Origin of the sequence: Mesorhizobium sp. CAU 1741 (assembly GCF_039839275.1) — a bacterium.
In the GTDB taxonomy this organism is placed as follows: domain Bacteria; phylum Pseudomonadota; class Alphaproteobacteria; order Rhizobiales; family Rhizobiaceae; genus Aerobium.
Window position 1 is genome coordinate 193,850 of sequence record NZ_JBDOQP010000006.1, and the last position, 12,003, is coordinate 205,852.

At 62.1% G+C, this 12,003-nt stretch carries 5 protein-coding genes and 2 pseudogenes; 6 read left to right on the forward strand and 1 reads right to left on the reverse strand.

Annotated elements, in window-relative coordinates; translation table 11 throughout:
• Nucleotides 1-23: 23 nt before the first annotated feature.
• From AAFN84_RS21865 to AAFN84_RS21885, 5 genes and pseudogenes are all read left to right on the forward strand, one after another.
• Entirely contained in the window at nucleotides 24-3,962 is a 3,939-nt protein-coding gene (locus tag AAFN84_RS21865; protein WP_347516820.1) for a VWA domain-containing protein, read from the forward strand.
• A gap of 5 nt (nucleotides 3,963-3,967) precedes the next feature.
• Complete coding sequence (locus tag AAFN84_RS21870; RefSeq protein ID WP_347516821.1) at nucleotides 3,968-6,571, forward strand: hypothetical protein; 2,604 nt, start codon at nucleotides 3,968-3,970, stop codon at nucleotides 6,569-6,571.
• A 370-nt stretch (nucleotides 6,572-6,941) separates the two neighbouring features.
• Nucleotides 6,942-7,322, forward strand: a complete 381-nt coding sequence (locus tag AAFN84_RS21875) for a hypothetical protein (protein ID WP_347516823.1) — start codon at nucleotides 6,942-6,944, stop codon at nucleotides 7,320-7,322.
• Nucleotides 7,323-7,408: 86 nt separating this feature from the next.
• Nucleotides 7,409-8,569, forward strand: coding sequence for an acyltransferase (locus AAFN84_RS21880; RefSeq protein ID WP_347516824.1), 1,161 nt, complete (start codon nucleotides 7,409-7,411; stop codon nucleotides 8,567-8,569).
• Between the two features lie 336 nt (nucleotides 8,570-8,905).
• Nucleotides 8,906-9,221, forward strand: a pseudogene (locus tag AAFN84_RS21885) (DDE-type integrase/transposase/recombinase); the annotation flags it as partial.
• 7 nt (nucleotides 9,222-9,228) lie between these two features.
• On the opposite strand, the pseudogene AAFN84_RS21890 reads toward AAFN84_RS21885, so the two are convergent.
• Nucleotides 9,229-10,199, reverse strand: a pseudogene (locus tag AAFN84_RS21890) (IS30 family transposase).
• A 343-nt stretch (nucleotides 10,200-10,542) separates the two neighbouring features.
• Here AAFN84_RS21890 and AAFN84_RS21895 point away from each other — a divergent pair.
• Nucleotides 10,543-11,988 (forward strand): hypothetical protein, encoded by a 1,446-nt coding sequence (locus AAFN84_RS21895; RefSeq protein ID WP_347516825.1) that lies wholly within the window; start codon nucleotides 10,543-10,545, stop codon nucleotides 11,986-11,988.
• Nucleotides 11,989-12,003: the final 15 nt, after the last annotated feature.

The following is a 12,003-nucleotide window of genomic DNA, read 5'->3' on the forward strand; positions in this document are numbered from 1 at the left end:
GCGGCACGCATACGAGGACAACCATGACACAATCCAGCTTCCGAACGGTTTTCGGCATCGCGGCACTTTCGCTGCTTCCGATGATGGCCCCAGCATTCGCGCAATCGGCCGACGCCGCGCCCGATAAGGCGGCAGTGCTCATCCTCGACGCCTCCGGGTCGATGTGGGGCCAGTTGGACGGCGGCATCACCAAGATCGAAGTCGCGCGCGACGTGATGGGGCAGTTCTTCTCCACGCGCGACGCGACGATCCCGCTTGGCGTCATCGCCTACGGCCACAACCGGCGCGGGGATTGCGCAGATATCGAGGTGATCGCGCCGACCGGTGTGCAGGATGCTGCCTCCCTGTCGCAACGTCTGAACCGCATCAACCCACGGGGCATGACGCCGATCTCGGAAAGCCTTCGCATCGCTGCCGGCCAGATCCCGCTCACGGCGGAAGAGGCAGACATCATCCTCGTCACCGACGGGCTGGAGACCTGCGACGCTGATCCCTGCGCGGTTGCGGCACAACTGGCGAATGAAGGCATCAAGATCCGCGCCCATGTCGTGGGCTTCGGCCTGACCGAGCAGGAGGCCGATGCGCTTGCCTGTGTGCCGGACCAGACCGGCGGGCAATTGCTGCGTCCGCAGTCGGGTGCGGAACTGACGGATGCGCTGAACCAGATCGCGGCGGCAGAGCCAGAGCCAGAGCCAGAGCCGGCCCCGGCGCAGGAAGCGTTCTTCGATCTGGGCCCCAAGGCCGAGGCAGGGCATACCTACCGCATTTCCTATAGGGGCACCGCACAACCGGTCGATTATGCGGGCTTCACGCCGCGAGGCGATGGGGCACCAAACGTCAGTCCGTCCTACGGCGTCATTGGTGGTGGAAGCACCGCCAACAATCCGTTCTCCAGGCAGGCGCCCGTGGAGCCGGGCGAATACGATCTCATCCTGTTTGTGACTGGTCAGGGCGTCATCGCGCGCCAGGCCATCGAAGTCGTCGCCGCATCGAACGGCTTTGACCCGATCGGCTCGGTGGAGCCCGACAAGCGCTTCCAATTCACCTGGCGCGGTCCAAATCAGCTCCAGCAGCGGATCGTCATTGCGCGGCCGGGAGCAGCGACCGACGATATTTCGCTCGGCTGGGGGTATCCCTACAGCAACCGCCAGACCCAGCGCATGAGCCTCAAGGCGCCTGCCGAAGCCGGCATCTATGAGCTGCGCTATATCACTGCAAATCGCAGAGAAATTCTCTTCTCCCGCGCGTTCGGCGTCGGGGTGCCTTACGAGGATGCCGATCTGACGACGAGCGATGAACTGGCCGAGCGCGCCGCGGCGGCGACCCAGGCCGCGCCCGGACAGGACGCGCTGCCCATGGTGCGCGCCACCTTCCGCATCCCGGACGGCTTTCCCGAAGTGCCTCTTTCCTGGTCGGCGGTGCCGCTTGATCCCGACATGAGTCCGCAGGCATGGTCGCCGCAGCAAGAGATGTGGATCGCCGAGGGCGAGTTCGAACCGGGTCGCTACGAGGTCTCCACGATGGGACCGGGCGAGGTCGAGTTCCGCGGCGTGGTAGAGATCTTTGCGGGACGGGCCAACGACTTCGTCATTCCGCTCGTCGGCGGCGGCGAGGAGGAGCAGAACCCGCCGCAACAGCGCGGCGATCTGGACGACGGCCGCATCGTGGTGACGTTGAAGCTCCCGCCCGAGCAGAGGGACATGGTGGTGCAGTGGTCGGCGGTCCGGCTCGACAGAGTGATGATGGACGTCGAATTCGCGATGAACGATCGGATTGGCGACTACAGCACCGATTTCGCACCCGGCCGCTATGAGATCACCGGTCACGGCGCTGACTTCATTCTCGAAGGAGAAATCGAGGTTGCTGCATCGGGTGCGCGCCAATTCGTCATCCCGGTGACCGAGTACACACGCGAGGAAGGTCTCGCGCTGATCTGCGGCACGCATGAGGGGTGCGACTTCAACGACCCACGAACCGGGCTCTCTCTCACCGTTCCCTATGGCTGGATGATGACCCATCCGAGCTTCTACCCGACACCGTCGCCTGTGAAGGCGGACTATCCGAGCGTCGACCTGTTGCGCGCCCACGAGGCGGGCCACCTGGAGATCAGGCTCAATCCACACGACTGGAACGAGAGGTTCGGTCCCTGCGTGGATACGAGCGCCGGCAGCCTGTGCCGCAACATTGTCGAGGTTCCCGCCCTGCTCGAGCCGTTCGAGGTGATCCGCGCCTCGCTGAAGCTGCATTCGCCGGGCGCGCCACCGGCCGACACCGTGCTGGAGGCAGGCACCGACGTCGCCGTGCTCTGCGACGGCGACACGAATTGCAACTATTTCGATCCCCATACGGGCCTGCGCATGGTCGTGCCAGCCGGCTGGGCGATGGGCGAGGCTTTCTTCGTCTCGGCCACGGCAGGCGCGAACCCGATCAAAAATCCGCGCATCTCCTTCTTCAAGATCGACGGCGGTGATGACGAGCGCTTCGAGTTCAACCCGCATCAGTGGCTGGCATCCAATGGGCCTTGCGAGTCTACACTCATCGGAGGCGTCTGCCACTTCGCCGGCGCGCCGGATTCGACGAAGCTGGCGATGATGACCGCCGGTCTTTACGCCCGCATCGACAGTCGAGCCGCAGCGACCGGCGGCATTGTCTTCGCGCAACAGGCCGGCACCACGATCGACCCGCGCGGTCCCTACGCGGCTGGCGAGAAGACCGTGTTCATCGTGCGCCGCGACCAGGCGCTTGAAGGTGACGAGATCGCCGTCTTCCCGGCAACAGGCCCAATGTCGGAAACGACCATCCTGACGCGCAACCGCGACCTCGGGCGCGGCTTTTACGGCTCGGTCGAGATGCCGGCCGAGCCGGGCGACTACCGTATCGCCCTGCTGCGCGAGGGCGACCGCATTGTCCAGGGCGTGTCGGATATCCGGGTCGCGCCCGATCCGCAGATGCGCTTCACCGACTGGAACGCCCAACCATTTCCGGGGCGCCCGATGACGGTCAATCTGCATGGCCGCATGGCCCATGACGATGCGATTGCCATCGTGACATCCGAAGGGCGCGAACTGGCCCGGGCGTCCGTCGATGAAACGATGTTGGGACGCTTCCGCACGCCGGATGGCCTGTCGGGTCCGCACAGAATGGTCCACATCGCGCGCGGCGCTGGCGGCGAGCGGGTGATGGCGGGCGTCGATCTCGACATCGGAGCGCGCGGCGACACGGTCGATGCGGGTGGCGTCGGTGGCGCGCCGGTCATCTCCGTCGCGGCCAAGGTGCTTGCCGGCTCGAAGGTGCCGGTCTCCGTGCGCGGCGCGATCCCCGAAAAGCCGATACTCGGCTTCATCCGCCCCGACGCGGGGGAAAACCAGATCCTGGAAACCGGCCAGCATTTCCTGCCGCAGACGCCGTCCACAACCGTCGATGCGCCGCGCCAGACGGGCCGGTGGATGATGCGGCTGGCCGACCAGAACCTGTGGCGCTTCGCAGAGGTGCCGGTCGAAGTGGTGGACTATCTGGAGGAGGCGTCACCCGAATCCGTGTCGGGGCGGGACATCCAGCCGCGCGACGGCACCTGGACGGTCTCGATCGGCAACACGGCGGTGCAGGGATGCCCGGCCATCATCGCCGACCAGATCCGCAATGCCGGCATGCAGGGGCGCGCGGCATCGCGCGACATCACATTCGCCGATCCCTTCCATCCGGCGCCGCTGATGGAGGATGCCGAGATGCAGGTCGACTGGCGCAAGACCGGCCCCGGTGGCTGGGAAGCGAATCTGGTCCAGGATTCGATGGGAACGGCCAGCGTCGAGGCCCGCTATGAACTGACCGTCGTCTCCGAAACCGAATTGCGCGAGGTCAGCCGCTTCTCGATGCAACTGCCAGCCGAAATGATGGCCCTCATCGGCGGCGGCGACGGCAACTGCACCTCGCGGACCAGCGCGACGTGGAACTGGCAGGGATGAGGTGCATGCGCCGAATCGCGATCTTTCTGTGCGCTCTGGTCGGACTGGCGCTGTCCGGTCCCGCGCAGGCCAAATTCCTTGCCGACTCGAAATACTTCTCGCTTTACAGCGCATTCGTGCCGCTCAAGCCGGAAACGCTCTCCGACCGTGCAACCGTCGCCGAGGCGCAGCGGGTCGGCCAGATGATGGATCTGATCCTTGAGCGCTACCGCGCCTTCGGTTTTCCGGAACCGCTCGTCTCGCACAGCAGGAGCGGGCGCTACATCGTCCATCTCCTGCGGTATGATGATCCCCTCGAAGGGGGCACCTATGCCGTGAAGTCTGAAGGGTGGTTGTCAGACGCCACGTACCACATTCGATTGAACGTCGAGCAATTGCGCCGGAGGCCGGCGAAGTTTCCGCACACCGCGGCACATGAGATGTTTCATGCGCTGCAGGCAGCCTTTACCTTCGGCGCGCAGATGATGAAGGACGAGCGCGAGGGTGGCGGCGAGTACGGTCTGGTCCGGCACGACTGGGTGATCGAGGGAACGGCGGATGCCGCGGCGTTCTTTGCCGCGGACGGGATTGCTGGCTTCAGGCCGGACCCGGGCTTGTTCAGTGGCGACAACATCATGCAGATGACGCTGGCCGGCGGTCGTCGCTACTCGGGGCCTCTGCACATGGACCCGCCATCCAGCTTTCCCCGCTTTCCCTATCCGAGCTGGGACGCCAGGCAGAGCTACGTGAACCAGACCTACTGGACCTCGGGCTTCTGGCGGTTCCTGGCAACCGAGACGACCGGCTTGCCCGCCTTTCGCGAAATCCTGCGTGGTGATCTGGGCAGTGCGGTGACTCCCGACCGCATCATCCAGCAGGTCCACATCAACATCCAGAGGCTCTATGGCAAGGGCGGCCGCAAGCGCTTTCCGGGAGGACTGCCGCAGGCCTATGCCGAGTTCATCGCCGAGCAGGCGGACCTGCCTTTCATCACCAGATACGGCACATTCTCCAAGACCTATCCGAACTTCGACGAGGAGACGTGGACGGCCATCACCTTCGGCAAGCCAGGCCGGGACCACTGCGAAGTGATCGAACTGGGTGGCAAAGCCGCCGCCGTCTCCGCCCGCGTATCGATCGACCGTTTCGCGTCGACCTGCTTTCGCGTTGTTGTGAAGGGGGCTGCACCCAGCGCTTTCGACATCAACGTGGTCGCCGCCAGTGGCGCGGATGAAGAGTACGCGTGCCAGGCCGTCGGCCTCGGCTCGAACGGGGTTACGTTGAAGAGAAACCTGGCCCGGTCGATGACCGGCTCCGTGGCCTCCTGCAGACTATCAGCACCGATCACCTTCGCGCCGCGCAGCAACATGACCCATCAGAGCGTCGTCGTGACCAACGTCCATGCCCAGGGTGGCAACGGGCCGGTTCGCGGCACCCGGCCCGTCGATCTTCACGTCCACTTCGTTCTTGGTGCAGCATCTGCCACCGGTCAAATGGCGCCATCCCCGCAATCGTCCTCCGTCCCGCCGCCGCCTCCCGCGCCGGGCGCCCCGGTTGCGGCGCCGTCCGGGGCATCGACGGGCAAGAACGTCTCCATCAACTCGACGTCGGCCCGCGCGCGCGGCCGGCAGGCCCGCAACGCGACGCCGCGCCAGATCAGCGATTGCGGGACCTCGCCGGATAGTTGCCCGCAGATCGAGATCGACCTCGGCCAGTATGACGAGCGGTTCGAGACGATCACCGCAATGGGCAACCGCCTCGGCGGCGGCGCACTCGTTGCGCTGGACGGGGCCGTGCGGCAGATCGATGTTTCAGGCATCTTCGGCAATGCCGAAGATCTCGGCGCCATGGCGATGGAGTTGGCCGATACGGAGTTCACGGAGGTCGCGCTGCGGTTCCGCGCGCCCGATGGGCGGATCGAACAGGGCATGGTCTGGGACGATGCGCTGGTCACCGCGCTTGTGGGGACCATGGCGGGCGACGAAAACGTAGACATGCACAGCCGCGGGCCGCTGCCCCAGCAAGACGCCTGCCGCTCGCAACCGCCGGCCACCGGCCGGGTCAGGATCGACGACGTCGGCGAGGGCTGGATCCGCGGTGCCTTCTCGGCCGACCTGTTCGAAAACTATGTCCACGAGGTCGGGAAGGATCCCTGCGCCGCGCGGCCGGCAACGGGGCAGGTCTCGGGCGACTTCACCGCCCGCTACGAGGACATCACCCAGCAGCCGGTCGATCCTTCCCTCGCAGCCTACCAGGTCTGGGCCGGCCTGCCGGCGGCGGGCTGGGGCGCGGTCGACTATGACGCGCTGGTGCAGCAGGCCGTCGCCACCCAACGAGAGCTTCTCGAAGAATGGGACGCGACCCGCGGGCCATCAGGCGCGGGCGGCGGTGTCGGCGGGCCGGTCCCGGCGGCATGCGCGCAGGAGTGTTTTCCCGGGGTCATGGGTTGCCCGAACATATCGCCGGAAGAAGCCGAGCGGCTCACCCCGATCTATCTTCGGACGCTTCCTGCCGCGATGCGGGACCTGATGCGTCAGCAACTCGAAAAGGCACCGCCCGAAGCGCGGTCCCGCCTGCTTGCAACCGGCATGGATCTCAAGGGCTGTATGGAAGGGCCGGGGCAGCCGTGACGGCACCCTTGCTTCACGAACACCGATCTGGAGCCGGGCAGATTGTAGGGACGTGCTTTCCCAGTCTCCGTGAAGTCTCGATGTCCGTTCCCTTGCCCATGATCGGTCCGGCAGGAAACCAGCCGGTTTAGGCGTCGCATCGACCTAGGCGTTCGAGGCCGCATATCCGAGACAGGTTTTGGCGGGCTGCCGTCATCCAACCGACTTCATTGAGGCTTCGGACTTCCGCCGTCGGCGCTCAAAACTCGCCATTCGAAGGACATCTGCAGCTCAGCTTCAACGGGGCTGTCTGTTGACTGTCCGGTTATGGCCAAAAAATACTGAGAAAGCCGACGTTTGGCCAGCGACCCTGTCATAACGCCTGAAGGAAATGGAACACCACAGCCTGGTTCGACGTGTCGAAAGCGACCCCGGTGAGCCAGGCTACATGACGCCCCCCGTGGCCGATGAGTTGAAGCCGGTGGTGCAGGCTTTGGGCAAATGGGCGCATCGCAATATCAACAAGGAAGTCTCGCTGAAGAAACTCGATGCGCGCTTGTTGATGTGGAACATGCGCCGAAAGATCGATGCCAGCGCATTTCCGCGCTGCACGACGAAGGTAGTCCAGTTCACGTATGTCCCTGTCTCAAAAACCGGCACCACCTTTGCCGAAAGGTGGCAGGCATGTTTCGTTCAGCAGAATGCTGCTGTCCGGCACGACCGGCAGCGGCAACAACGCCAGGGAATCTGCCGACTGCTCATCGGCGGATAATGTTAGCTGGACGTCGTGAGCGTACTAGGCTTTGGGCACCGTCTTCGATAAGTTTCCTACCAAGGGGAAGACAGGTGGGGCATAGCATGGACCGTGGTCGGCAGACCCACGTCGTGGGTCTCGATATTATCCGTTTCGGAGCGGCTGTGGCGGTCGCCGTCTATCATCTCGCCCTCGTCGTCTGGGCGGTTGAGTTTCCTTATCCGCTGCCTTCCGTCGAGTTCGCGGGTGCGGCATGGTTTAGCGCCTGGTTCGGGTTCGTAGGCGTCCAGATATTCTTTGTCGTTTCAGGCTTCGTTATTGCCTACTCGGCCGAGCGGGCGACACCCTTCAGCTTTGCAAGAGACCGTGTGGTCAGGCTATGGCCTGCCTTGGTTGTTTCGAGCTTTATTAGCGTGGCCGTCTATGCTTCCCTTGCAATCTACACACCCGAGGAGATCGCAGGCCGGCTTATCCGCCAAATCACCTTCTGGCCCTTCGAGCCTTGGCTCGACATTGTTGTTTGGACGCTCGGAATCGAGATTGTCTTTTACGGGCTAGTTTTCCTGCTTGTCGTCTGCGGCGTTTTCCACCGGGTGCATGGGCTGGCGATCGCGCTGACCGTCTGGTCGCTTTACTACAATCTGAACAGCTGCGGGATCGACTGGAAAACGGGGGCCTGCGTGATTGAGAACGTGCGCCTGAGTCAGCTCCTACTAGCGCCTCACGGCTGTTTCTTCGCGATCGGGATCTTCCTCTGGGCGCACCTGCTCAAGGGAAACCGGCTGTCATGGTGGACCCTTCCAGCACTCGTGGCCTGCCTGATGCAACTCTCTCATGAGACCGACGCCAACGTGGCGTCGAACTGGTTCGTCGTCGATCTAAACCGCTGGGTTGCCCGCGCAATCGTCGTCACCGTCTGGGTGGTTGCCATAGGTGCGATCTACGCCAGCGCGAGGTGGAAGGAAGAGATCTCCGCCGTCCTCAACGTCAACGGCCGGAAGGTCAGCCGTGTGCTCGGTCTCGCGAGCTATCCGCTCTATCTGATCCATTTCCCAGTCGGCTGCGTCCTGATTTCTAGCGGTTATGCCGCCGGACTTCCGGTGGCATATGCGATTATCCTCAGCCTGATCGGCGTCGTAGGGGCGAGTATCGCGCTCGCCGTCTATGTTGAGTTTCCGTTGCAGCGAGGTCTGAGGGCAACGATTAACAGGCTGCAACATCCCTTGGGGACATGGGCAAATCGGTTTCGCGTTGACCGGCGCTGAATGCTTGGAGAGCGCACTCGCGGTTCGCCAGTAGTTTGGATATGTCCATCAACCGATTGCTGCAGTCAGAGTGTCCGTGCCAGATTGCGTCTGGACCCATGAATAGGCGACGGACAAACTGGGACCGATCATTCGCGAGATGGCGAACCGCATCTCGCATGAGGTCGGAGGTATCGACGCTATCGACGTATCGGAAACATCCGCTGTGGTCGGCTGTCCGCCGATGAACCGGCCGTATGCGACCCCAAGTTCACGGACCTTATCTTCTGTTTCCTGAGGGCCAATATTCCATAGTTGCTGAGATTGTCATTGACGCGTTACGTGCATTAACAGCACGACGGGCTGCGTGCACGGTCGCGCCGCCGTGGGCTGCCGAAGGATACCGGCGAGCGAACGGCCGTCTCGGACAACCTTCTCGACCGCGCCTTCGAGGCACCGGCACCGAACCAGAAGTGGATCGCCGACTTCACCTAGATCTGGGCCGCCGAAGGTTGGCTCTACGTTGCCGCCGTCGTCGACCTATTCTCCCGCCGTGTCGTCGGTTGGGCGATGGAGGCCGAAATGACCGCGCGTGACAGATGTCGTCAGCATGACAATCTGGCGCCGGGGCAAGCCCGACAGCCTGCTGCACCATTTTGATCAGGGCAGCCAAGGTGGATTCAAGCAGTCGTCGCAGCAGCAGTGTTCCCCTGCGCCAGCCATTGGTCACGCGCTTCGGCGGGCATCTTCCAGCCCAATGACTTTCGAGGTCTCGCGTTGAGCGTCGCTGCAACTGCCGCGATCGTTTCGGCGCTATGCGCGCTCAGGTCCGTGCCCTTTGGAAAGTATTGGCGCAGCAGGCCATTGGTGTTCTCGTTGGTGCCTCGCTGCCAGGGGCTCTGGGGATCGCAGAAGTAGACCTCGATCCCTGTGTCGATTGTGAGGGCAGCATGCTGGGACAGCTCAGCGCCCTGGTCCCATGTCAACGAGCGACGAAGTTCCTCGGGCAGGGTTGTGATGGTGGGCGTGATGGCGTCACGAACAGCCTCTGCACCATGCCCCGCGAGTGCCGGTCCATTCTTAGCCCGAGGTGCTTCGCCGTGACCATCCAGTCGCGGTAGATGCAGCAACATCGTGAACCGTGTCGTGCGTTCCACCAGAGCGTCGCCGAACTGCCAGGCCCCTGAATGAGATCCCCTTCCCAATGTCCGGGGACTGCGCGGCCATTCGATTCAGCAGGGAGCTGGCTGATCATGATCTCGGACGACACGAAGCCCTTGCACGCAAGCCGACGCGCGGCCGAGGCGTCCGTAGTGCTCGCCCGGTCCTCAGGCAAGCCGTCAGCTCTCGACGCAGCGCTCCTCGGCCTTGGATAAAGAACGACTGATAGATGGCTTCGCGGCTGATTCCGCATCGTCGCATCATCCGGGTAGTCGATCCCCTGGCGATGGTTGATCTGCTCTGGACTCTACGCCTTGCCCCATCTTCTGTCCTTCTGCTGCCCGTGTCGGCGACCAATCCAAGGGACCGTAGGACCAGCAACGACGATCCCCTCAGGGGCCGCGATCGTTCCGGCAAGCCTTTCTTCGACATAGGGGCGCAGAACTGGGTTTAGCGCAAGCTTGGCGATCTCTGCGCGCTTGCCCAGCATCCGCGCGTACAGATGCGTTAGCTGGACAACCACAAAACTATTGCCCGCTCGATAATCTGAGGGCCGTCCGGTGGCGCAGGGCGACTGTCCGTTGCTATGCGAGAAGATGATTACCGCCGGCACGCAGCCCTTGGTCTGGCAGGGAACCCGCCCCTTAAGGTCAATACCCCTCCGCAACTGGACCCATGTATTGTGCGAAGCACTTCACAAACCCGTGGAGAAGCCAGTCTATCGCCCTTATGGCACAAGAAATCAAAGACACACGCGATCGATCGTGTCAAAATCCACTTTGAAACTTAATCATCGACAGGCCTCGCACTCTCTCTAAGGGTTAAAGCGGATGATGAGCACGTTCGACGAGGCTTCGACACACAATCCGCTCTCCAACCGAGCGGTTCATATTCTTGGATCGATTACAGCGATTGCGTGGATAATCCAAACTATAGCAAGCTATTGGCTTGCACCGGCCGGGCTCGCATATGGCGGTGTGGTGTCAGGCCAGCAGCTTTATGCCGACATGACTGGTATCGAGGCTATCGATTGGTTGGCAAAATCGCGATATTGGCTTCCATTGTTCTTCCTTCCGCTGGTAGTTTCTAGCATTTGCACCATGGCCCTTCTTTTTCAGATCATGAGGCGGCCTCCATCGCAATCAACTGTTAGAGCCGTCTTTTCTTGGACTTTTGTTTTCGGCGTGATCTGCCTGCCTGCCATCCCGGTACTCGCTCAGGATTTTTGGCTTTCTGCCGCTTGGGGGAAAATGATCGCCACGGGGCTCAACCCCTACCATCAAGACATTCCTCACGATATCGCGGCGCGTTGGTACGCCGATCTCAATCCCACTAGAATGACCTACGGGCCTCTGTGGGCGATTATATCAGGACTCGTGATGACAGTGAGTAACCACCCGTGGGTGGTGTTTTCGCTGTTTAAGGCAGTCATAGCCGGTTCTTGGGCCGGTGCGCTGATCATCGTTCGCAAAATGACGGAGTCTCTGCCATTTCGAGATCAATGTACCGCAATTGCCATTGTTGGCTGGATGCCGCTCGTTCTGTATTTTAGCGTTTCGGAGGGCCATAACGATATAGTCATGGCCGTATTCGCCTTGTTTGCATTCTATATTAGAAACCCGATCGCTCTGGCTGCCTCTGTCTGCATCAAGTATGTAAGTGGACCTTTGGGACTCATATTTCTTCTGGCGCGCGAGCCATTCAATGCGCGCTTGCTCATTGGCTATCTGTTTTCAAGCCTTCTCGTGATCGCCTGCTTCGTGTTGTTTTATCGCGGGATCGAATTTTTTGATGCAGCGCGTGCCATGACCTGGGAATTCCTCACACCATCTAGCGCAGTCGCTATTGCAGGACGCCCGGCGCAGTGGGCAGCAACCGCCGTTTTCCCCATCATTGCGATCTACCAAGGCGTAAAATGGGTGAAAGAGAGGAAAGAGCCCAGGCGACGCGTATTCGCATTGGCCCTATTGTCGGCCGGGATGTTTGCGATCCTTCCGCATGTCTGGCCCTGGTACCTGGTTCTATTGCTCGTCTTCGCGGCAGTCGCACCCTCTGCACCACTGTCGCGGTGGTTGACGGGTCTAGCGCTGGGCGCACCCTTCGCCGTGGCCATGGCTGCCCGGGGCTGGTCATTTGATTCCGTGATGCATATTCCAGATACCGCTCTTTATCTATTCGCGCTGACCTGGCTTGCGTTTACCGGCTGGATTATGACGTCACATTACAACGCTCCTCGCTATACAATATCTCCGGAAGCGCCTCCTTCGATCCAGTCGTGAGTTGTTTCCGCCACT

Coding starts and splice junctions, on each gene's coding strand:
- AAFN84_RS21875 (WP_347516823.1), top strand. CDS start 6,942: ATGGAACACCACAGCCTGGTTCGACGTGTCGAAAGCGACCCCGGTGAG.
- AAFN84_RS21895 (WP_347516825.1), top strand. CDS start 10,543: ATGAGCACGTTCGACGAGGCTTCGACACACAATCCGCTCTCCAACCGA.
- AAFN84_RS21870 (WP_347516821.1), top strand. CDS start 3,968: ATGCGCCGAATCGCGATCTTTCTGTGCGCTCTGGTCGGACTGGCGCTG.
- AAFN84_RS21880 (WP_347516824.1), top strand. CDS start 7,409: ATGGACCGTGGTCGGCAGACCCACGTCGTGGGTCTCGATATTATCCGT.
- AAFN84_RS21865 (WP_347516820.1), top strand. CDS start 24: ATGACACAATCCAGCTTCCGAACGGTTTTCGGCATCGCGGCACTTTCG.